Raw genomic sequence first — 21,624 nt, 5'->3', positions numbered from 1 at the left:
GGCCAGGAGCCGGTGCGCGCGGGCGAAGCGGCGCACGAGCAGCACGCGGGTGTCGCCGTCGGTGCTGCCCAGTCCCGCGCCGGCCCAGTCCTCCAGGCGGGTCACCGCCGAGGCCAGGACCAGGCGGTCCAGCGCCCCGCCCTCCGCCCCGCCCTCGGCGAGCCGGAGCGCCACGTCCTCCAGGCGGTCCAGCGCGTCCGTCCCCGTCGCCCTCGTCGTGCCCACGGCCCTCATCGCCCTCCACCGCACCGCCGGTCCCTCCGGCGGGCTGGTCCGAGCCTGCTCCGGCCCCACGGCCGCCACGAGTGGCAGAGGTGCCACGATCCGCACACTTCCTGCCAGGGGTGGCGCGGCGCCGTCGGTGCCCGGGCCTACGCTCGCGGCCGTGGTCACCGTCCACGGGCTCTGGTCGCGCCGCCAGGTGCTGTGCCTGTGGGCCGACGAGCCGGTGCCGGCGGCCGCGCGCGAGGTGCTGGCGCTGCGGGCTCCGGCGCTGGCCGCGGCGCTGGGGGCCACGGCCCGCGGCAGCCTGGAGCTCCTCCTGCCCACGGCCGACGGCGCGCCCCGGCACGGCGACCGCCCCGCAGCGGGGCCGCTCGTGCTCGCCCCGTGGCGCCTGCGCGTCGTCGCGCTCAACCCCGACCGCGCGGCGGCCGTGCTGGCCGAGGTCGCGGCCCTCGACCCGGCCGCGGCCGGTCCGCAGGAGCCGGTGCTCGCCGACGACCTGCGCTTCCTCGCCGAGGTCGCCGACGTCGTGCGGCGCCGGGTCGACGCCGCCCTGGTGGTCCCGGCCCTGGTCGAGGCGCACGGCGCCTGGTGGGGGCGCTGGGTGCCGCTGCCCGACGCCGCGTGGCGGGCGTGGCGCCAGGGCGCGGCGGCGGTCGTGCCGCCGGTCCTGCGCGCGGAGGTCCCCGCCGAGCGCACCGGCGCTGCGGGCCCGGCCGGGCGCGGGCGCCCCGCCGCAGCGGTGCTCGACGACCTCTGCGGCGAGCTCACCGACCTGCTCGTCGGCCGCCGGCTGCGCGCGGCGGGGCTCGTCGAGGAGCCCGAGCTGGGCAGCGCCGACGGGCCGGCGGAGGCCACCGGGCGGGACGCCGCCGAGGCCTGGGTGGCCTCGCTGCTCTCGGGGGAGGAGGTCTCCGGGGTGCCGGCCGCCGCCCTGGCCGACCTCGCCGCCCGCGCGCGCCGGTGGCGCGGCAGCGGGGTCAGCGCGCCGGTGGAGCTCGTGCTGAGGGTCACCGAGCCGCCGGACCGCGACGAGGAGGCCGACGAGGCGTTCACCGGGCCGGTCGCGCCCGGGGGCTGGACCGTGCAGGTGCGCCTGCGCTCCCTCGACGACCCGAGCCTCGTGCTCACCCCCGAGGAGGTGCGCGCGGGCGTCGGCGGCCTGGACTGGCCGCTGGAGGCCGACCCGTGGGCGTTCGCGCTCACCGAGCTCGCCCGGGCCGGCGCGGTCTACCCGCCGCTGCTCGACGAGGTCGGGGCCCAGCTTGGCCACGACGCCCCCGTGAGCGTCGAGGCGCTGCTCGACCTCGTCGGCCGCGGCGTGCCCCTGCTCGCCGGGGCCGGGGTCGCCGTCCAGCTGCCCGGGCGCTGGCTGCGCCCCGAGGTGGGCCTGCGGCTGCGGGCCCGGACCGAGGCGGTGCCGGGGGAGGGGACGGCGGTGCCCGGCACCGTCGGGGCCGCGGGCCGGGTGGGTGCCGACGAGCTCGTCGAGTACTCCTGGAAGGTCGCCCTCGGCTCCGAGGAGCTCACGCAGGCCGAGCTGGAGGCGCTCGTGGCGGCGAAGTCGCCCCTGGTGCGCCTGCGCGGGCGGTGGGTGGAGGTCGACGCCGACAAGGTCGCGCGCTCGCTGCGCTTCCTCCAGCGCGCCGGCACCGGGCGGGCCGGCCTCGGCGCCGTCCTGGGGCAGGCCGCCACCGCCAAGGACCTGCCCGCTCCGGTCACCGGCATCAGCGCCACCGGCTGGCTCGGCGACCTCCTGGCCGGGACCGGCGAGCAGGCGCTGCAGCCGGTGCCCGCGCCGGCGGGCCTCGCCGCGCAGCTGCGCCCGTACCAGGAGCGGGGCGTGGCCTGGCTGGCGTTCATGGCCCGCCTCGGCCTCGGCGTCGTCCTCGCCGACGACATGGGGCTGGGCAAGACGGTGCAGCTCCTGGCGCTGGAGCTGGCCGAGCACGAGGACGCCGCCGGGCGGGGCCAGCCGGTGGCGCCGACGCTGCTGGTCTGCCCGATGTCGGTCGTCGGCAACTGGCAGCGCGAGGCGGCCCGGTTCGCCCCCGGCCTGGGGGTGCACGTCCACCACGGCGCCGACCGCCTCCACGGCGAGGCGCTGGCGCGGGCGGTCGCGGACGCCGACCTCGTCCTGACCACCTACGCCCTGCTGGCCCGCGACGTCGACGACCTCACGCCGATCGCCTGGCGGCGGGTGGCCCTGGACGAGGCGCAGCACGTGAAGAACCCCGGCACCCGCGCGGCCCGGGCGGTGCGGCACGTCGCCGGAGCGCCGTGCCCGCCCGGCGGCACGCACCGCGTCGCGCTGACCGGCACCCCGGTGGAGAACCGGCTCGGCGAGCTGCACGCGCTGCTCGACTTCACCGCCCCCGGGCTGCTCGGCTCCGCCGCCGGGTTCCGCGAGCGGTTCGCCGTCCCGGTCGAGCGCCACCGCGACGCCGCGGCCGGGCAGCTGCTGTCCACGCTGATCCGCCCGTTCGTGCTGCGCCGGGTCAAGACCGACCCCAGCGTCATCTCCGACCTGCCCGAGAAGCTGGAGATGGTCGTGCGGGCCAACCTCACCGCCGAGCAGGCCTCGCTCTACCAGGCGGTGGTCGAGGACATGCTGGCCCAGGTCGACGCCGCGGACGGCGTCCAGCGCCGCGGCCTGGTGCTCGCCACGCTCACCCGCCTCAAGCAGGTGTGCAACCACCCGGCGCAGTACCTCGGCGACGGCTCGCCGCTGCTCCGCCGGGGCCAGCACCGCTCGGGCAAGCTGGCCCTCGTCGACGACGTCCTCGACGCCGTCGTGGCCGACGGCGAGCGGGCGCTGTGCTTCACCCAGTACCGGGAGCTCGGCGCGATGCTCGTCCCGCACCTGGCCGCCCGCTACGGCGGCGACGTGCCGTTCCTGCACGGCGGGGTGCCGCGGGCCGCGCGCGACGCCATGGTCGCGCGGTTCAGCGCCGAGGACGGCCCCCCGGTGATGCTCCTGTCGCTCAAGGCGGGTGGCACCGGGCTCAACCTCACCGCCGCCAACCACGTCGTGCACCTGGACCGGTGGTGGAACCCCGCCGTGGAGGCCCAGGCCACCGACCGCGCCTTCCGGATCGGCCAGCAGCGCCAGGTGCAGGTGCGCAAGCTCGTCTGCGTCGGCACGGTCGAGGAGCGCATCGACGCCCTCATGGCCTCCAAGCAGGAGCTGGCCGACCTCGTCGTCGGCACCGGCGAGGGCTGGCTGACCGAGCTGTCCACCGACGCCCTGCGCGAGCTGCTCGTGCTCGGCGCCGACGCGGTGGGCGACTGATGACCGCCGCCGGGAAGCCGCCGCCGGGCCGCACCCCGTGGGACGGCTCGTGGCCCCCGGGGGAGCGCATCCCCGGCAACGGCATCCTCGCGCGCTCGCGCCGCGGCGCCTTCGCCACGACGTGGTGGGGGCGGCGCTTCGTCGACGCCGTGGAGCAGGTCGCGGGGCCCGCCCGGGTGGCGCGCGGGCGCACCTACGCCCGCGCCGGTCAGGTGCTCAGCCTCGCCGTGACCGCCGGCCGGGTCACCGCCCAGGTGCAGGGCAGCCGGCCCGCCCCGTACGCCACCGAGCTGACCTTCGCCACGTGGGACGCCGAGACGCGCGGCGAGCTGGCCGACGCCGTCGCGGCCTCGCCGGCGACCCTCGCCGCGGTCCTGGCCGGGGTGATGCCCGAGGGCTTCGAGCAGCTCACCCTCGACGCCGGGCTGGCCCTGTTCCCCCAGTCGCTGGCCGACGCTCGCTTCGCCTGCACCTGCCCGGACTGGGGCGACCCGTGCAAGCACGCCGCCGCGGTGGTCTACCTGCTGGCCGAGTGGCTCGACACCGAGCCGTTCGGCGTCCTGACCCTGCGCGGGGTCGAGCGCGACGAGCTGCTCGCGGCCGTCGCGGCCCGCTCGCGAGCGCCCGAGGAGGCGGGCGGTGCTGCGGCGCCCGCGGACGCCCCGCTCGCCGACCACGTGCACGGGTACTTCACCCGCACCGGTGCGCTGCCGGTGCTGGAGACGGCCCCGGCGGGCGGCTCCTCAGGGGGCCGCACGGTGCTGGACGACCTCGACGCCGCCCTCCTGGGCCCCGGCGCGGCCGGCCTGCCCGACCGGCTGCGCGCCGCACTCGCAGCGCTGCACCGCGGTGGCGGCGAGGGCGGCCAGCTGTGAGGCGCGGGCGACCTCGGCGGGGGTGAAGGGGTCGCCGTCGCGGGTGAGCGCGAACGCCGCCGACCACGGCGACGGCAGGTGCAGGACGGCGTCCGAGCCCCCGCGCCAGCCCGGGTCGGGGGCGCCCAGCGCGTCGGTGACCACGTGCGCGCCCAGCAGCTCGGCCACCGCGGCCGGCAGCTGCCAGGGGGCGGCGCTGACCCGGGCGGCCAGGACGAGGGCGCGGGTGGGCTCGTCGGCCAGGGCCTGCGCCGGCGCGGGCGCGAGCGAGGCGTCGCGGCCCCCGCCGTCCTCGACGGCGTCGAGGAGCACCAGCGAGCTGACCCGCTCGGGCACCGCGAGGACCAGGTCGTCGCGCGCGCCGTCGGCCAGCGGGTGGACGTGCAGCGCCAGGATGTTGGCGTCCAGCTCGGCCAGCGCCCCGGTGAGCCGCTCGAGCGAGCCGGGCTGCTCGGGCACCGTCACCCGCAGCCGCCACAGCCGGGGCGCGCCGGCGTCGTGCGCCGCGGGGGCGTGCTCGTGCTGGACGTGCGGATCTGGCATGGGGAGACCATCCGCCCCGCAGGCTCCCGGAGGGTTACGAGGAAGTGACGCCTCCGCGTCGATCCATGTCGGGGCTACTTGACATCATGTCCGGTAGCCTTGACACTCCATGGTCATGGGGAGGACCTCGGCGAAGGGCCGGAGCAACGGCGTCCGCGCGGCACGCACGGCGCGGGGGCTGACCCAGGCCGACCTCGCAGCAGCGGTCGGCGTCACGCGGCAGACCGTCGTCGCGGTGGAGGCCGGGGACTACGCGCCCTCGGTCTACCTCGCGCTGGCGCTCGCCGGGCACCTCGGCAGCACGGTCGAGGCGCTGTTCGCACCGGACGCCCTGGCCGACCGGCCCGGGCGGGGGCACGACGTGGAGGTGGGGCTGTGAGCGAGCACGAGGACGCGGGCGCCGTGCGGCGCGGGGGCTGGTTCGTGACGGCGGCCGAGGCCGTCGGCGACCTCGACCACCCCTTCTACGCCGAGGAGCGACAGCGCGACGTGTGGAACGAGGCCTGCGCCGTGGGGCTCCAGGTGGTGCTGCTGCTGGGCCTGGCCGCCGCCACGGCAGCGGTGTGGATCGAGGGCGGGAGCGCCCTGCCGCACGCCGCGGTGCTGCTGGGCCTCCTGGGCGCGACCTCGGCCGTCACCCTGGCCTACGCGGGCCGGCTGGGGGTGCGCTTCCAGCCCGACGTCGAGGGCCTCCTGCGGCTGCGGCTGGTGCCCTACGGCGTCCTGCTCGTCCTCCTCCTCGTCGGGGCGCTGCGGGCCGCCCCCGAGGACGGCTTCGGCGCCGGGTTCGCCCGCGGCGCCGTCGCGGGCAGCGCGGGTGCCGTGGTCGTGCTCGCCGTCAGCGCCCTGCGGGCTCGGCGCGCGGCGCGCCGGGGCGTGGAGGGCTGATCGGCCGACCTCCGCGCCCGGCCCGGGGCTCGGGGCGGAGATCGATCCGGAGATCTGTTCCGGCTCACGCCGTCCGATACCGGATACTCGCCATCGTGACCACTCCGCTTCCCACCGTGGTCGTCGTGGACGACGCCGTCGAGGTCCGGGTCCTCGTGCGCACGCAGCTGCGCCTGTCGGGCTCGTTCCGGGTCGTCGGTGAGGGCGCCACCGGTGCCGCGGCGATCGAGCTGGCCGAGCAGCACCGGCCCGACCTCATGGTCCTCGACGTCTCGATGCCCGAGGTCGACGGCCTCGAGGCCCTCCCTCGCGTGCTGGCCGTCTCGCCGGACACGCGCGTCGTCCTCTTCTCCGGCTTCGACGAGCGGGGGCTGGCCGAGCGGGGCTGCGAGCTCGGGGCGGCGGCCTTCATCGAGAAGTCGACCTCCATCGAGACCCTGCCCGACGACCTGCTGGCGCTGATCGGCCCCGCGCGCCAGCCCGCCACCGCCTCGCCGGTCGCCCCGCAGTCGCCGGCGCTCCCGGTCGCCCCGCCCGCTGCCGCCGCGCCGCGCGTGCCGAGCGCGCGCGAGGCGGGCGAGGAGGTCCTCGGCGAGCACCTGGAGCGCTTCCGCGAGGTCTTCGAGGAGGCCGCGATCGGCATGGCCACCCTCACCCTGACCGGCGGGGTGGTGCGGGCGAACAAGGCCCTGGCCGCCCTGGTGGGGCGCCCGGTCGAGGAGATCGTCGGCGCCCCGTACACCCAGCTGGCCACCGCGCCCGCTCCCGCGCACGTGGCGGCGGCCATCTCCGACCTCGCGCTGGGCCGCACGGCGGTCGTCGCGGTCGAGCACGGGGTGTCGCTGCCCGGCGGCGAGCGCTGGGTCCAGGCGACGCTGGCCGCCGTCCGCGACAGCCGGGGTCGTCCCCTCTACCTCTTCGTGCAGGCGCAGGACGTCACCGCGCAGCGCAAGGCCGAGGAGGAGCTGCGCCAGAGCGAGGAGCGCTTCCGGCTCCTCGTCCACGCGGTGCAGGACTACGCGATCTTCATGCTCGACCCCCAGGGGTGCGTGGCCAGCTGGAACGCGGGGGCGCAGCGGATCAAGGGCTACACCCGCGAGGAGATCCTCGGCACGCACTTCCGCCGCTTCTACACCCCCGACCAGCAGCGCTCCCAGCACCCGGAGGAGGAGCTCGAGCTGGCCCTGCTCCACGGGCACTACGAGGAGGAGGGCTGGCGGGTCCGCAAGGACGGCAGCCGGTTCTGGGCGAACGTGGTGATCACCGCCGTCCACAACGGCGCCGGCGAGCACGTCGGCTTCGCCAAGGTCACCCGCGACATCACCGAGCGGCGGCTGATGCTCCAGCAGCAGGAGCGCGCGGCCACCGCGCTGGAGGCGGCGAACGCCGAGCTGGGCGTGATGAACGCGCGCCTCACCGCCGCGGCCGACGACCAGGCGCAGTTCCTCGCCGTCACCGCGCACGAGCTGCGCGGCCCGGTCAGCGTGCTCTCGGGGTCGGCCGACATGCTCGCCAAGCACCAGGCCGACCTCACCGAGGACGAGCGCGCGGACCTGCTCGGCTCCATGCTCGGCAGCGCCGCCCGGCTGCGGCGGCTGCTGGCCGACCTGCTCACCGCGTCCCGGCTCGGGGCCGGGGCGATGGCGATGCGGCCGGACGTCGTCCCGGTGACGGCGGTGCTGAGCGACGCCGTGGCGGCCGCCGGACCGGCCCACCCCGACGGCGTGGTCGTCGTGGACTGCCCGCCGGAGCTGGAGGTCGTCGCCGACCGCGACCGCCTCGCCCAGTCCCTCGACAACCTCATCACCAACGCGCTCGTCCACGGGGCCTCCCCGGTGGTCCTGTCGGCCTCGGCGGTCGACGGCGCCGTCCAGGTGCGGGTCACCGACGCCGGCAGCGGCGTCCCCGAGCCGATGCGCGGGCGCCTCTTCGAGCGGTTCGCCACGGGCGAGGACCGGCGGGGCACCGGCCTGGGCCTCTTCATCGTCCGCGAGCTGGCCCGGGCGCAGGGCGGTGACGCCTGGTACGACCAGGCCGGACCGGCCCCGGGGTTCGTGATCTCCCTGCCCGCACCGACGGGCCGGCCGTGAGCGCGCCGCTGCGCGTCGTCCTCGTCGACGACGCCCCCGAGGTCCGGCGGCTGCTGCGCACGGCGCTGCGCCTGCGCGGCGGCTTCGAGGTCGTCGGGGAGGCCGAGAACGGCACCCGGGCGGTCACCGTCATCGCCGACCTCAAGCCGGACATCGTCGTCCTCGACCTGGGCCTGCCCGACCTGGCCGGCCGGGAGGTCCTCGGCCGGATGCGGCTGCACTCCCCGCGCTCGAAGGTGGTCGTCTTCTCCGGCGGCGAGCCGCTGGAGCACGCCTGGATCGCCGAGCGCGCGGACGGCTTCGTCGTCAAGGACGCCGAGCTGGACTACCTCCTCGACCTCCTGGAGAAGGTCGGCGCCGACGCCCTGGACGCCGCGCTGCTCGAGCTGCCCCAGGATCCGGGCAGCCCTGGGCGGGCGCGGCGCTTCGTGCGCGAGACCCTCACCTCCTGGCGGCAGGCGAGCCTCGTCGACGACGCCCTCATCGTCGTCAGCGAGATGGTCACCAACGCCATCACCCACGCCGGCTCCTCCTGCCAGCTGCGCCTTTCGCTGCGCCCCGCCGTGGTCCGGGTCGAGGTGCTCGACGGCGGTGCGGGCACGCCCGACCTGCAGCCGCCCAGCGCCACCGAGGAGCACGGCCGGGGGCTGCACCTCATCGCCGGGCTGACGACGGCGTGGGGCATCGACGACGCCCTCGACGGCAAGCTCGTCTGGGCGGACCTGCCCCGCACCCCGTAGTGGCCGGGCCGCGGTGAGCGAGGCCTGGGAGGCGTCCGCGCCGGGCGTGCTCCGCCTGCCCTCGGGCCGCCTCGTGCGCGGCCGGGCGCTGCGCGCCCCGCTGCCGGCCGGCCCGGTCCCGGAGTTCGCCCTCCACCTGCTCGGACGCCGTCCGCCCCCGGTGGCCTGGCCGGCGCGCTGGGTGGACTGGCCGGACTGGCGCCTGCCCCGCGACCGCGGCGACGCGCTCGAGGCGCTGGCGCAGGCCTGGGAGCGCGCCGAGCACGAGCGCGTGGAGGTCGCCTGCGGCGGCGGGCGCGGGCGCACCGGCACCGCGCTGGCGTGCCTCGCGGTGCTCGACGGGGTGCCCCCGGCGCAGGCGGTGGCCTTCGTGCGCGAGGGGTGCTCCCGCCACGCGGTGGAGACCCCGTGGCAGCGCCGCTACGTGGAGCGCTTCCCCGGCCGCTAGGCCGGGGGGCCCGCCGGAGGCGGCTGCGCGCCCCGCTCGCCGCCGGTGTCGCCCACGGTGGCCGTGAAGACCTCCGCGAACAGCGCGTCGGTGCGCGCCTGCACGCGGGCGAGGTCGCGGCGGCGGTCCGCCCCGCGCCGCACCCCCACGAGCGCGAGGGCCGTGGACAGCGAGTCGGCCTGGCGGACCCACTCCGCAGCGCGCTCCGGGTCGGCCCCGCCGGCTCCGGCGCCCCCCGACCGGTCGCGGTCCCGGGCGCGCACGGCCTCCTCGCGCAGCGCGGCGATGGTGCGGCGCAGCCGCTCCTCGGGGGAGCGGCCCTCCCGCGCCTGCAGCAGCTGGTCGAGCAGCTCGCGGCCCTGGCGCACCGTCTCCGGGTGGGTGGCGAGCAGCGGCGCGAGGCCGCGGACCGCCCGCAGGGCACCGGGCCCCAGGGCGGAGGCCAGGGCGAGCAGCCGCGTCACGCGCATGCCCCACTGTCCCGCGCTCCGGCGGGCGCGGGCCAGTGGGGCGCGCCGTCGCGCTCAGGACGCCGGCGCCTCCGAGGGCCCCGAGGGCTCCGCCGGCGCCTCGCCGGTGATGATCGCCCGCAGCACCTCCACCGGCAGCTTCGGGCGCCGCTGGTCGTCGAGCAGCCCGTTGGCCTCCTGCAGGGTGTCGGTGAGCTGGGTGTAGCAGAAGCCGGCCAGCACCGGGGAGGCGCGGACGGCGTCCAGCAGGTCGCGCAGGCGCGCGGCGAAGTCCTCGGCGTCGCTCGCCGTGGAGTACCCCCACGTGCCGTCGGTCGAGGTGGCGCCCGGGGTGAACCGCACGCCGCCGAACTCGGTGAGCATCACCGGCTGCCCGCGGTCGGTGCCGCCGGGCACCCGGATCAGGCGCCCCGCCGGCCCGGGCACCGACAGCAGCGCCTCGACGGCCTCGGCGCTGCCGTACCGCTCGCGCAGCTCGGCCCCGCGCTCGGCGTAGTCGTGCACGGTCCACAGGTCGGAGTCGGTGTGCTCCCAGCCGTCGTTGGAGACCACCGGCCGGCTGGGGTCCAGGGCCCGGGTCAGCGCGGCCAGGCCCGTGGCGTACGCCTGCTGGGCGGGCTCGGTGGCGATGTGCTGCACGCCCCAGCTCTCGTTGAGCGGCACCCACGTGACGATGCTCGGGTGGCTGGCGTCGCGGTGGACGAGGTCCATCCACTCCGTCGTCAGCCGGCGCACGGCCTCGGGGGAGAAGGCGTAGGCGTTGGCGGTCTCGCCCCACACGAGCACCCCCATCCGGTCGCACCAGTGCAGGAAGCGGGGGTCCTCGGCCTTCTGGTGCACGCGCACCGAGTTGAAGCCCAGCTCGACGAGCAGCTCGACCTCCCGGCGCAGCGTCGCGGGGTCCGCGGCCAGGTGCGACTCCGGCCAGTAGTTCTGCGCCAGCACCGAGCGCAGGTACTGCGGGCGCCCGTTGAGCAGGAAGGCCCCGCCGCCGACCCCGGTCGAGCGCAGCCCGAGGTAGCTGGTGACGTCGTCGAGCACGACGCCGTCGCCGTCGAGCAGGCGCACCCGGGCGTCGACCAGGCGCGGGTGCTCGGGGGACCACAGCAGCTGCTGCTCGCCCTGGCCGTTGGCCAGCTCCGGCAGCACCAGGGTCAGGGCCGTCCGCTGCTCGGTGACCCGCACGCTCTGCTCGGCGAGCACCCGGCCCTCCAGCTCCAGGCGCACGCCGACCGCGACGGGCGCGGACGGCGCCGCGCTGAGCTCCACGCGCAGGTGCACCCGGGCCCTCGGCACGTCGGGGGTCCAGGTCAGGTGCTCGACCGCGAGCGGGGGCAGCACCTCGACCCAGACGGTCTGCCAGATGCCCGAGGTGCGGAAGTACCAGATGTCGTGGGGCTCGTCCTGCCAGTCCTGCTTGCCGCGGGGCTGGGTGACGTCGCGCGGGTCGTCCTCGGCCCGGACGACGAGCACGTGCTCGCCGGGGCCGCCCAGGTCCACGGCGTCGGTGAGGTCCACCGCCCACGGGGTCTGCCCGCCCTCGTGCTCGCCGACCAGCGCCCCGTCGAGCCACACCCGAGCGCGGTAGTCGACCGCGCCGAACCGCAGCACGAGCCGGTGGCCGCGCTCGCGCACGGCCTCGATCCCGGCGACGTCGTCGAGGCGCAGCGCCCGCCGGTACCACAGCACCGGGTGGGGGCCGGGGTCGCCGATGCCCGAGGCCGCCGACTCCGGCGGGAAGGGCACGGTGATGTCGCGGGAGAAGACCGAGCGGTCCGCGAGGTCGGTGGCCTGCCAGCGCGCGGCGGTGCCGGCGCGCTCGTCGTCGAAGGCGAACTGCCACGGGCCGCCGAGGTCGGTCCACTCCTCCCGCAGCAGCTGGGGGCGGGGGTGGTGGCCGTCCTGGGTGGTGGCGCGAGGGGGCACACGGGCTCCTGGGGTCGGGGTGGGCGGGGGAGTCGGGATCCGGTCAGGGGGACGAGCTGGCGCGCACGACCAGCTCCGAGCGGGCGACGACCCGGCGTCCGGGGACGGCGAGGCCGTCGACGCGCTCGGTGAGCATCTCCACGGCGCACGTGGCGATCTGGCGCAGGTCCGGGCGCACGGAGCTCAGCGACGGGGAGGTGTAGGGCGCGAAGGCGACGTCGTCCCAGCCGACGACGGCGACGTCCGCGGGCACCGCCCGCCCGGTCTGCTCCAGCGCGCGCAGCGCCCCGACGGCCAGCAGGTCGCTGGCGCACAGCAGGGCGTCGAGCTCGAGGCCGCGGGCGGCCGCCTCGAGCACGGCGCGACGGCCGGCGCCGAAGGAGAACTCCTCCACCGGCAGCCACAGGTCCGGAGCGGCGCTCAGGCCGGCCTGCGCCAGGGCGCGCGCCCACCCCGCCTGGCGCCAGGTGGACGTCGACAGCGGCCCGGGCGGCTGGGCGCCGAGGAAGCCGATCCGGCGGCGCCCGGCGGCGACCAGGTGGGCGGTGGCCGCGGCGGCCGCGGCGGCGTCGTCGATGCCGACGTGGTCCACCCCCGGCGGCCGCGCGCCCTCGCCCAGCAGCACCATCGGGACCTCGGCGTGGCGGGCCTGCAGCTCCTCGGAGCCCATCGCGACGGGGCTGAGCACGAGGCCGTCGACGAGCCCGGCCTCGCGGGAGTCGACCAGGGCGCGCTCGGCGTCCAGCGAGCGGTTCGTCTGCTCGATGAGCACGGTGAGGCCGGCGGCGGTCGCCGCGTCGACGACGTGGCGCGCGAGCTCGGCGAAGTAGGGCACGTCGATCTCGGGCACGGCCAGGGCGATCGTGCCGGTGCGCCCGCGGCGCAGCTGGCGGCCGACCGCGTGGGGGCGGTAGCCCAGCTCGCCGATGGCGGCCTCGACCCGGGCCCGGGTGTCCGCGCGCACGTGCGGGTGGGCGTTGACGACGTTGGAGACGGTCTTGATCGAGACGCCGGCGAGGGCGGCGACGTCCTGCAGGCGGGCTCGGGCCACGGCCGTCCCCCTCTCAGCTCGCCGGCGCGCTGACCGCACTGTGCCCGGTCGTTTCCAACGTTGCAAGTTCCTTCCCGGCGCGATAGGAAAGGCCCACCACCCCGTGGAGGAGTCGACGATGACCCGTGCACGACCGCCCGCGCCGATGCGCGGGCCCGCCGAAGGACCCCCCTCGCCCCGCGGCCCGCTGGCCGCCCTGGGCTCTTCCAGCCTCAGCCGCCGCAGCGTGCTGGCCGGTGGCCTGCTCGGCGGCCTGGCAGCGACGCTGTCCGGCTGCGGCAGTGTGGCCGGCGTCGCCGGAGGTGGCGCTGACGCGCAGACGCTGCGGTTCTGGAACCTGTTCTCCGGCGCCGACGGCGCGCGGCTGCAGACCATGATCGACGACGTCGAGGGGGAGGTGCCGGGCCTGCTGGTGGACTCCACCGTGCTCGCGTGGGGGGCGCCGTACTACACGAAGCTGGCGATGTCCTCGGCCGGCGGTCGCTCCCCGGACATGGCGATCCTCCACATCTCCCGCCTGGCGGGGTACGCCCCCGGCGGGCTGCTGGACCCCTGGGACACCGACCTGCTGGCCGAGTTCGGGGTCCGCGAGGAGGACTTCCCCGAGGCCGTCTGGCGGCGCGCCCAGTACGACGGCGAGCTGTTCGCCCTGCCGCTGGACACCCACCCGTTCATCGTCTTCTACGACGCCGACGTGGCCGAGCAGGCGGGCCTGCTCGACGCGGCCGGCGAGCTGAAGCCGATCACGTCGCCCGACGCGTTCCTGGAGGCGGGGCGCGCGCTGGCCGAGGTCACCGGCGGCACGGGCATCGCCTACGGCTACCAGGCCGACACCGGCCAGGCGTGGCGGCTGTTCTACGCGCTCTACTGCCAGGCGGTCGGCGAGATCGACCTGTCGGGCTCGACGGTGGAGGTCGACGTCGACGCCGCCGCGGAGGTGGTCGAGTTCGCGCACGCGATGCTCGACGGCACGATCGCCGACCCGAGCGCCAGCTACCAGTCGGCGCTGGCGGACTTCCAGGGCGGGCGCACCGGGATGATCCTCTCCGGGGAGTGGGAGCTGCCGGCCTTCCAGGACGCCATCCCCAACCTCGGTGCGGCCCCCTTCCCGACCCTGTTCGGCAAGCCGGCGAACTACGCGGACTCCCACACCTTCGTCCTGCCCCACCAGGACTCCCCGGACCCCGACCGCCGCCGCGAGACCCACCGGGCAGCGGCCGAGCTGCTCAAGCAGTCGCTCACCTGGGCCGGGGCGGGCCACATCCCCTCCTACACGCCGATCCTCGACGAGCCCGAGTACGCCGACCTGAAGCCGCAGTCCAGCTACGCCGCGGCCGGGGAGATCGTCGTCTTCGACCCCGCGGCGTGGTTCACCGGAGCCGGGTCGAACTTCCAGGACCAGTGCTCGCAGGCGCTGATCCGCGGGTTCAGCGGGAGCTCCAGCCCCCAGCAGTCGGTGGCGGAGATGGTGGAGCAGATGAACATGATGCTCGACCTCCCCGACCCCGAGGCATGACCACCATGAGGTTCGACGAGGAGTCTCCGCGATGACCACTGCAGCCCAGGTGCCGGCCACGGCCGGCACGCGACCGCGCGACCCGAGCGCGCCCCTCCGCGGCACCGGCCGCTCGGCGTCCGGCCGAGGCGACAACGCCGGGTTCTGGTTCACCCTGCCCTTCCTCGTGGTGTTCGCGGGCTTCCTGCTGTGGCCGGTGATCTACGGCCTGTGGCTGGCCTTCACCGACGCCAGCCTCACCGGCGCCGGGGGAGGCCTCGTCGGGTTCAGCAACTTCGGCGAGGCCCTGGGCGACCCGCTGGTGTGGCGGACCCTGCTCAACACCCTCTACTTCACCGTCGCCAGCACGATCCCCCTGGTGATCATCCCGCTGGTCATGGCGCTGCTGGTCCACATGGGCCTCCCGGGCCAGTGGCTGTGGCGGCTCGCCTTCTTCGCCCCCTACCTGCTGCCGGTCAGCGTGGTGTCCCTCACCTGGGTGTGGATCTTCCAGCCCCAGCTGGGCCTGCTGAACGACGCGCTGGGCGCCGTGGGCATCGGGGCGGTCCCGTGGCTGCAGCAGGACTCCACGGCGATGTGGGGCGTCGTCATCGCCACCGTGTGGTGGACGGCGGGCTTCAACTTCCTGCTCTACCTCGCGGGCCTGCAGGGCATCCCGGCGCACATCTACGAGGCCGCAGCGCTGGACGGCGCCGGCACGTGGCGCCTGCTGCGCTCGGTGACCCTGCCCATGCTCAGCCGCACCACCGGGCTGGTGATCGTGCTGCAGCTGCTGTCGTCGTTGAAGGTCTTCGACCAGATCTACCAGATGACCACCGGCGGGCCGAACAACTCCACCCGCTCGATCCTCCTGTACGTCTACGACCAGGGCTTCTCCGGCTACCGGCTGGGCTACGCCTCGGCCATCGCGAACATCTTCTTCCTCATCATCGTCATCCTGTCCATCGCGCAGCTCCGGCTGTTCAACCGCCGGGAGGCGTAGGCCATGACCACCACCACCTCCTCCCTGCCCGCCGCGGCCCGCGGCGGGCGGGCCGACCGCCTGGCCCGCTCGGACGCCCGCTCCCGCGGCGGCTCCACCGGGCCGCGGCTGCCCCGCGTCGTCGGGTTCGTGGCCCTGGCCGTGATGGCGCTCCTCTGGCTGATCCCGCTGCTCTGGGCCTTCGTCACCGCGCTCAAGAGCGAGGCGCAGGCAGCGGCCCTGCCGGTGAGCTGGCTGCCCGAGGGCGGCTTCACCCTCGAGTCGTTCCGCACGGTGCTGACGAGCTCGAACCTGCCGCTGTGGCTGCTCAACAGCGTCATCGTCGCCGTGGTCGTGACGGTCATCACCGTGCTCATCTCGGCGATGGCCGCGTACGGGTTCTCCCGCACGAAGTTCCGCGGCCGCAAGGTGCTCTTCGCCCTGACGATCGCGGCGATCATGGTGCCGCCGCAGATCCTCATCGTGCCGCTGTTCCGCGAGATGCTGGCGCTGAACCTCGTCGACACCTACTGGGGGATCATCCTCCCGCAGCTCGTGGCGCCCGTGATGGTCTTCGTCTTCAAGAACTTCTTCGACGCCATCCCCGTGGAGCTCGAGGAGGCCGCGCGCATGGACGGCGCCGGCCCGTTCCGGATCTTCTGGCAGATCGTCATGCCGCTGTCGCGCGCGGTGACCGCCGCCGTGTCGATCTTCGTGTTCATCGGCGCCTGGAACAACTTCCTGTGGCCGTTCATCGTCGTCAACGACCCGCTGCTCATGACCATGCCGGTCGGCCTGGTCACGGTGAAGAACGCCTTCGGCGTCACCTTCGCCGCCGACATGGCCGGAGCGACGATCGCGGCCCTGCCGCTGCTCATCGTGTTCCTGCTCTTCCAGCGGCAGATCATCAAGGGCGTGGCGACCACCGGCCTCGGCGGCCAGTGAGCAGCCCGGCTCAGGGCCTGGGCACCGGGTTGACCAGCGGGTCGCCGGTGCCCAGGCGCCGCACGTTCTCGGCGACGTCGCGCGCCCGGGCGAGGAACGTCTGGCGCGTCACCCCGGAGGAGTGGGGGGTGAGCAGGACGTTGTCCAGCTCGCCGAAGGGCAGCGTGCTGGGCGGGCCCTCCGCGCCGCTGCGCGGGTAGCGCCACCACACGTCCAGCACCGCGCCGCCGATGGCGCGGGCCACCAGGGCCTCGTGCAGCGCCCGCTCGTCGACCAGCGGCCCGCGCCCGACGTTGACCAGCACGGCGTCGGGGCGCATCCGCGCGAGCTGGGCCGCACCGACCATGCCGCGCGTGGCGGGGGTCAGCGGAGCGGAGAGCACCACGACGTCGGACTCGCCCAGCAGCCGGTCCAGCCCCTCGGCCGTGGTGGCGGCCCACGCGAGCCCGTGCGCGCCGGCGTCCACCCGGCCCGACCCGGTGACCGCCGCGCCGGTGGCGCCGAAGGCCCGGAAGAGGCGCCAGGTCGCCGTCCCGATGTGGCCGAAGCCGACCAGGCCGACGCGTGCGCCGGCCAGGGTCGAGGGCTGGGCCTGGGCGGGGTCGTAGGTCGAGGAGGCCCACCGGTTGTGCCGCAGCGCGGCGTCCAGGCGCAGGACGCCGCGGCGCAGGACGACCGTGGCGGCCACGACGTGCTCGGCCATCGACTCCTCGTGGTGGAAGGTGTTGGCCACCGGGACGCCGTCCGGCACCGCGTCGAACGCGATGCCGTCGACGCCGGCGCTCGGCGCCTGCAGCAGCCGCAGGTCGCCCGCGGCCTCGCGCAGCCCGGGCGTGTACCGGCTCGAGACCAGCACCTCGGCCCCCGCGAGGTCCGCGCGCACGGCGTCCTCGTCGAAGGTGCGGTGCCAGACCACCTTGGCGTCGGCCGGCAGGTCGGCCTCGAGCTCGGCGCGCACGGCGGGCAGGTTCTGGTCGACCACGACGATCTTCACGCGGGCAGGCTGCCACGGCGCCCTGGACGCCGGTGCCCCGGGAGGCCGACGATGGGGCGGTGGACGACGGCACCGACGCCTGGTTCGCCGCGGCAGGCCCCCGCGAGGACGACCTGCGGCGCCTCGACGCGCTCGTGGTGGCCGCGGCGCCCGTGCTGGCGACCGACCGCCAGCTCGTGCGGTCGGCTCCGGGAGCATGCTCGGGTACGGCCTCATGCCCTACCGGCCGCGGTCGGCGAAGGAGACGACGCTGTGGCCGCTGGTGGCGCTCGCGGCCCAGAAGCGGCACCTGTCGCTGTACGTCTGCGCGGTCCGCGCCGACGGTCGCTACCTCGCGGAGGCGCACGCCGAGCGGCTGGGGAAGGTCTCCTGCGGCCGCAGCTGCGTGCGCTTCACGAGCCTCGACCGCGTGGACGCCGCCGCCCTCGCCGACCTGGTGCGCGAGGCCGCCGACCTCACGGCGTCGGGCGGGAACGCGTGCTCGAGCGCCTGAGGGCCCTGTGCTCTTCCGCCGGCCGCGCGGGTGGAGCACTCTGAGACGGTGAGCGCGGTGCCGCGGTGGGCGGACCGGTCGCAGGCCGGCCGGGCGCTCGCGGCTGCCGTGACCCGCCGCTTCGCGCAGCACCCGCCTGCGGCGGACGTCGTCGTGCTGGCCCTGCCCCGCGGAGGGGTGCCGGTGGCCGCGCCCGTGGCCGACGCCCTCGGCGCGCCGCTGGACGTCGTGGTGGTGCGCAAGCTCGGGGTGCCCGAGCAGCCGGAACTGGCGATGGGTGCGGTCGCCGCGGTCGGCGGCGCGGTCGAGCTGGTGCGCCACGCCGTCGTGGCCGACCACGTGGCGCCGGAGGAGTTCGCGGCCGTGCGCGAGCGCGAGGTCGCCGTCCTGCGCGAGCGGGAGCAGCGCTGGCGCGCGGGGCGGGCGCCGCTGGCCGTGACCGGACGGGTGGTCGTGCTCGTCGACGACGGCCTCGCCACCGGCGCGACGATGCGGGCCGCGGTCGCCGCCGTGCGGGCGCAGGACCCGGCGTCGGTCGTGGTGGCCGTGCCGGTCGGCGCCCCCGAGGCGGTGCGGGCGGTGGGGTGCGTGGCCGACGACGTCGTCTGCCTGGCGGCGCCCGTGGTGCTCGGCGCGGTCGGGCAGGCCTACGTCGACTTCCGCCCGACGTCCGACGACGACGTGCGCGGGCTGCTCTCCCTCGTCCGGCGCTGACCCCCCCGCCCGCTGCTCGACGGGCGCGGGGCGTTCCTGTGCTCACCAGACGGGCACAGGAACGCCCCGCGCGCAGCGAGAACGGGCACGCAGCCGCCCACAGGGCCCTGGAGCCGCTGGCGGGGGTGTAGTGGGCGGCTCCTCGGGTACGGGACCACCTGGCGCCCGGCCCGGTGGCACCTCGTGCCCCGGCCGGAGCAGCGCCGCCCGACGGCAGAAGGAGCGCTCTCGCATGACTGCAGTCCCGAACATCACCCTCAACGACGGCCGCACGATCCCGCAGCTGGGCTTCGGCGTCTTCCAGATCCCGCCGGACGAGACCGCGCAGGCCGTGACCAGGGCGCTGGAGATCGGCTACCGCCACATCGACACCGCGGAGATGTACGGCAACGAGGCCGGCGTCGGCGAGGCCGTGCGGGCCTCCGGGCTCGACCGCGGCGACGTGTTCGTCACGAGCAAGCTCAACAACGGCTTCCACCGCCCCGAGGACGCGCGCAAGGCGTTCGACGGCACGCTCGCCGCCCTGGGCATGGACTACGTCGACCTCTTCCTCATCCACTGGCCGCTGCCGACGCTCTACGACGGGGACTTCGTCTCCACGTGGAAGACCCTCGAGGAGTTCAAGGCCGACGGCCGGGCGCGCTCGATCGGCGTCTCGAACTTCCAGGTCTCCCACCTCGAGCGCCTCGCCGCCGAGACCGACGTGGTGCCCGCGGTGAACCAGATCGAGGTGCACCCCTACACGACCAACGAGCTCGTGCGGGCCTACGGCTTCGAGCACAGCATCATCACCGAGGCCTGGTCGCCGATCGCCAAGGGCACCGTCCTCGGCGACCCGGTGGTCACGCAGATCGCCGAGAAGATCGGCAAGACGCCGGCCCAGGTCGTGCTGCGCTGGCACGTCGAGCGCGGCGACGTGGTCTTCCCGAAGTCGACGACGCCCTCCCGCATGGAGGAGAACTTCGCGATCTTCGACTTCGAGCTCTCCGACGAGGACGTGGACGCCATCGCGGCCCTGGACAAGGGCGAGGAGGGGCGCACCGGCCCCAACCCCGACACGTTCGACTACATCCCCGACTGACCTGCGGGCCTGCTAGCCGCGGCGCCGTCCCTCCTGGGGGCGGCGCCGCGCTGCGTCCGGGTGCCTCCGCGGCGGCCACCGATGAGTTCCGTCGACCCCGCCGGTCCACCTGGGCATGGACACCACGACCTCCCGCGACGGGACCACCATCGCCTACGACCGCACCGGCTCCGGGCCCCCGGTGGTCATCGTCGACGGCGCGCTGTGCTCGCGCGCCTTCGGGCCCGGCCGGGAGCTCGCCGAGCACCTCTCGGCGCGCTCCACAGTCCTCACCTACGACCGCCGCGGGCGCGGGGACAGCACCGGCACCGCGCCCTGGGCGGTCGAGCGCGAGATCGAGGACCTCGCCGCGGTGGTCGAGGCGGCCGGTGGGACGGCGTCCGTGGTCGGTGAGAGCTCCGGCGCCGCCCTCGCGCTCGAGGCGGCCAGGGCCGGCGTCCCGATCACCGGGCTCGCGCTGTACGAGGCGCCGTTCGTGGTCGACGCCGACGCGAACACCGTGCCGGAGGACTTCGCCGAGCGCCTGGAGGCCGCGGTCGCGGCGGGGCGGCGCGGGGACGCCGTCCGGATGTTCCTGCGCCAGGTGGGGACGCCGGGCCTCGCCGTCGCGATCATGCGCGTGCTGCCGGTGTGGCGGCGGCTGTGCGCGGTGGCCCACACGCTGCCCGCCGACATCCGCGTCCTGGGCGATCACGCCTCGGGCCGGCCCCTGCCCGCCGACCGGTGGGCGGGCGTCGCGGCGCCCGTCCTCGTCCTCTCCGGCAGCCGCAGCCCGGCGTCCATGCAACGCGCCAGCCAGGCGCTGGCGGCCGTCGTCCCGGGCGCGACGCACCGCACGCTCGAGGGGCAGACCCACCTCGTCAAGGCCGCCGTGCTCGCTCCGGCGCTGGAGGAGTTCCTCGCGGGCGCCGCCGCCGGCGCGCAGGCCTGACCGGAGCCGCTACAGGTAGGTGCCGGTCAGCGGCGCCGCGCGCCAGCGCCCCTCGGTGACCACCGCGCGGAGCCGCTCGGTGGTGAGGTCGCGGCCGTGGTTGAGGACGGCGCGGCGCACCACCTCGCGCAGGTCGGCGCCGGTCAGCCCGGCGGGCAGGGACGCCGCCACGGACGCGGCGTCCACGGCCACCTCGCCCGTCAGGGCGCCGAGGTAGCGCTCGAGGATCCGGGCGCACGCGGCCCGGTTGGGCGGGTCGAGGCGGATCACGGCGTCGAAGCGGGCCGAGCGGGTGGCCGCGGCGTCCAGCGCCCGCGGGTCGTTGGTCGAGGCGATCGTCAGCACGTCGGTGTAGACCTCGGTGCCGTCGAGCACGGCGAGGAAGTCCGCCAGCGCGGTGCCGCGGGCGCCCGCCTTGCGGTCGCCGAGGTAGAGGTCGACGTCCTCGAGGATGACCACGCAGGGCCCGAGGTCGACGGTCTCGCGGTAGACCTGGCGCAGCACCGAGGTGGCCGCGGCGGCGTCGACGATGATCACCGTGAAGGCGCCGGCGAGCTCGCGCGCCACGACCCGGCTCAGCGCGCTCTTGCCCACCCCGGGCGGGCCGGTCAGGAGGATCCCGCGGTTGGTGCCCAGGCCGAGCTCGCGCAGCAGCGGCGCCCGGGTGGTCAGGGCGGCGACGTTGGCGTCCACCTCGTCCCAGACCTCGGCGGGCAGCACGAGGTCCTCGCGCCCGCCCGGGCCGAGCGTGGTCGGCTCCAGCTTCAGCGGCAGGCGGGAGTCCGCGTGGAGCACCCGCCCGCGGAAGAAGCCCTTGTCCCGGCGGGCGGTGGCCAGCAGCTCGTCGGCCAGGGCGCGCGCGGCGGTGTGGTCGGCGGGCCGGGCGATGACGCGCAGGGACGCCGGCTCGGGCTCGAAGTCGTGCTCGACGAGCTGGACGACGACGTCGGCTCCCGCGGCAGTCCCCGCCGGGAAGAAGGCCGCTGCGGCGCTGGGCACGGACAGGTGCTCGCCGTCGAGGTCGATGCGCGTCCAGGTCGGGGCCGCGTCGTCCTCCACGGCGCCCAGACGGGCGTCGTGGGCGGCGACGAGGTCGGCCAGGGCCGCGCCGACCGAGATCGCCTGGGTGTTGGTGAGGTCGACGCGCTCGACCACCAGGGACGTGTGCGCCTGCCCGAGGCTCGCCTCGAGGAAGCCGGACGCGGTGGCCGACGTGGTCGCGGCGCCCCGCAGCAGCTCGCCGAGCAGCGCCAGGGTGCGCCGCACTGCGGGGGCCTCTCCGGCCAGGCGCGCGGCCAGGTCGGCGGTGGGGTCGGGGGTCGCGGTGTCGGAGCGGGCGGCGGGGTCAGCAGTCATCAGGGGACATCGTGCCCCCTCACGCCACGCGCGGGCCGACGTGCAGGTGCTGCCGCGGCGCCGGTGCGCGGGGAGCGGGACGGGC

General features: G+C 76.3%; 20 protein-coding genes. 14 read left to right on the top strand and 6 right to left on the bottom strand.

Annotation, left to right across the window (positions count from 1 at the left end; translation table 11 throughout):
• Positions 1-225 (bottom strand): hypothetical protein (locus tag AC5FZL_RS07240; protein ID WP_493617894.1); only part of this gene is annotated, 225 nt, incomplete at its 3' end.
• Between the two features lie 160 nt (positions 226-385).
• On the opposite strand from AC5FZL_RS07240, the gene AC5FZL_RS07235 reads away from it, so the two are divergent.
• The 7 genes from AC5FZL_RS07235 to AC5FZL_RS07205 all read left to right on the top strand — a co-directional run bounded on the left by AC5FZL_RS07235 (position 386) and on the right by AC5FZL_RS07205 (position 9,101).
• Complete coding sequence (locus AC5FZL_RS07235; RefSeq protein ID WP_493617893.1) at positions 386-3,517, top strand: DEAD/DEAH box helicase; 3,132 nt, start codon at positions 386-388, stop codon at positions 3,515-3,517.
• Positions 3,517-4,392, top strand: a complete 876-nt coding sequence (locus AC5FZL_RS07230) for an SWIM zinc finger family protein (RefSeq protein ID WP_493617892.1) — start codon at positions 3,517-3,519, stop codon at positions 4,390-4,392. Before AC5FZL_RS07235 ends, AC5FZL_RS07230 begins: the two co-directional genes overlap by 1 nt.
• 658 nt (positions 4,393-5,050) lie before the next feature.
• A complete protein-coding gene (locus AC5FZL_RS07225; protein WP_493617891.1) occupies positions 5,051-5,314 on the top strand; it encodes a helix-turn-helix transcriptional regulator in 264 nt (87 codons plus the stop codon).
• A complete protein-coding gene (locus tag AC5FZL_RS07220; RefSeq protein ID WP_493617890.1) occupies positions 5,311-5,823 on the top strand; it encodes a hypothetical protein in 513 nt (170 codons plus the stop codon). Before AC5FZL_RS07225 ends, AC5FZL_RS07220 begins: the two co-directional genes overlap by 4 nt.
• A gap of 95 nt (positions 5,824-5,918) precedes the next feature.
• The gene (locus AC5FZL_RS07215; RefSeq protein WP_493617889.1) at positions 5,919-7,913 is read left to right on the top strand and encodes a PAS domain S-box protein; all 1,995 of its coding nucleotides are present in this window, start codon (positions 5,919-5,921) and stop codon (positions 7,911-7,913) included.
• Positions 7,910-8,653 (top strand): response regulator, encoded by a 744-nt coding sequence (locus AC5FZL_RS07210; RefSeq protein WP_493617888.1) that lies wholly within the window; start codon positions 7,910-7,912, stop codon positions 8,651-8,653. The genes AC5FZL_RS07215 and AC5FZL_RS07210 overlap by 4 nt, the downstream gene beginning before the upstream one ends.
• Positions 8,654-8,666: 13 nt before the next feature.
• Entirely contained in the window at positions 8,667-9,101 is a 435-nt protein-coding gene (locus AC5FZL_RS07205) for a phosphatase domain-containing protein (RefSeq protein ID WP_493617887.1), read from the top strand.
• On the opposite strand, the gene AC5FZL_RS07200 is transcribed toward AC5FZL_RS07205, so the two are convergent.
• From AC5FZL_RS07200 to AC5FZL_RS07190, 3 genes are read right to left on the bottom strand one after another with little or no spacing between them, the layout of a single operon-like run.
• A complete protein-coding gene (locus tag AC5FZL_RS07200) occupies positions 9,098-9,571 on the bottom strand; it encodes a hypothetical protein (RefSeq protein WP_493617886.1) in 474 nt (157 codons plus the stop codon). The two genes, AC5FZL_RS07205 and AC5FZL_RS07200, sit on opposite strands and share 4 nt — an antisense overlap.
• Before the next feature lie 54 nt (positions 9,572-9,625).
• Complete coding sequence (locus AC5FZL_RS07195) at positions 9,626-11,497, bottom strand: glycoside hydrolase family 2 protein (protein WP_493617885.1); 1,872 nt, start codon at positions 11,495-11,497, stop codon at positions 9,626-9,628.
• A 43-nt stretch (positions 11,498-11,540) separates the two neighbouring features.
• Positions 11,541-12,548, bottom strand: coding sequence for a LacI family DNA-binding transcriptional regulator (locus AC5FZL_RS07190; protein WP_493617884.1), 1,008 nt, complete (start codon positions 12,546-12,548; stop codon positions 11,541-11,543).
• A gap of 118 nt (positions 12,549-12,666) precedes the next feature.
• Here AC5FZL_RS07190 and AC5FZL_RS07185 point away from each other — a divergent pair, with 118 nt between their 5' ends.
• Genes AC5FZL_RS07185 through AC5FZL_RS07175 form a run of 3 tightly spaced genes read left to right on the top strand, consistent with a single transcriptional unit; the run spans position 12,667 to position 15,970 of the window.
• The gene (locus AC5FZL_RS07185) at positions 12,667-14,064 is read left to right on the top strand and encodes an extracellular solute-binding protein (protein ID WP_493617883.1); all 1,398 of its coding nucleotides are present in this window, start codon (positions 12,667-12,669) and stop codon (positions 14,062-14,064) included.
• Positions 14,065-14,095: 31 nt separating this feature from the next.
• Complete coding sequence (locus AC5FZL_RS07180) at positions 14,096-15,046, top strand: carbohydrate ABC transporter permease (protein ID WP_493617882.1); 951 nt, start codon at positions 14,096-14,098, stop codon at positions 15,044-15,046.
• Positions 15,047-15,049: 3 nt separating this feature from the next.
• Positions 15,050-15,970: a carbohydrate ABC transporter permease gene (locus AC5FZL_RS07175; protein ID WP_493617881.1), complete on the top strand. Its 921-nt coding sequence runs from the start codon at positions 15,050-15,052 to the stop codon at positions 15,968-15,970.
• A 10-nt stretch (positions 15,971-15,980) separates the two neighbouring features.
• On the opposite strand, the gene AC5FZL_RS07170 is transcribed toward AC5FZL_RS07175, so the two are convergent.
• Positions 15,981-16,964, bottom strand: coding sequence for a 2-hydroxyacid dehydrogenase (locus AC5FZL_RS07170; RefSeq protein WP_493617880.1), 984 nt, complete (start codon positions 16,962-16,964; stop codon positions 15,981-15,983).
• A 196-nt stretch (positions 16,965-17,160) separates the two neighbouring features.
• On the opposite strand from AC5FZL_RS07170, the gene AC5FZL_RS07165 reads away from it, so the two are divergent.
• The 4 genes from AC5FZL_RS07165 (at position 17,161) to AC5FZL_RS07150 (ending at position 20,183) form a co-directional block, all read left to right on the top strand.
• Complete coding sequence (locus tag AC5FZL_RS07165; protein WP_493617879.1) at positions 17,161-17,457, top strand: DUF1801 domain-containing protein; 297 nt, start codon at positions 17,161-17,163, stop codon at positions 17,455-17,457.
• A gap of 48 nt (positions 17,458-17,505) precedes the next feature.
• Positions 17,506-18,171: a phosphoribosyltransferase gene (locus AC5FZL_RS07160; RefSeq protein WP_493617878.1), complete on the top strand. Its 666-nt coding sequence runs from the start codon at positions 17,506-17,508 to the stop codon at positions 18,169-18,171.
• Between the two features lie 232 nt (positions 18,172-18,403).
• Positions 18,404-19,252, top strand: coding sequence for an aldo/keto reductase (locus AC5FZL_RS07155; protein WP_493617877.1), 849 nt, complete (start codon positions 18,404-18,406; stop codon positions 19,250-19,252).
• 115 nt (positions 19,253-19,367) lie between these two features.
• On the top strand, positions 19,368-20,183 hold the full coding sequence (locus AC5FZL_RS07150) for an alpha/beta fold hydrolase (protein ID WP_493617876.1): 816 nt from the start codon (positions 19,368-19,370) through the stop codon (positions 20,181-20,183).
• A 9-nt stretch (positions 20,184-20,192) separates the two neighbouring features.
• Here the strand turns inward: AC5FZL_RS07150 and AC5FZL_RS07145 are convergent, their stop codons facing one another.
• The gene (locus AC5FZL_RS07145) at positions 20,193-21,539 is read right to left on the bottom strand and encodes an ATP-binding protein (protein ID WP_493617875.1); all 1,347 of its coding nucleotides are present in this window, start codon (positions 21,537-21,539) and stop codon (positions 20,193-20,195) included.
• Between the last annotated feature and the right edge of the window lie 85 nt (positions 21,540-21,624).

It is taken from the genome of Quadrisphaera sp. DVD1, assembly GCF_058932755.1.
This window is presented reverse-complemented; position numbering and strand designations above follow the sequence as displayed.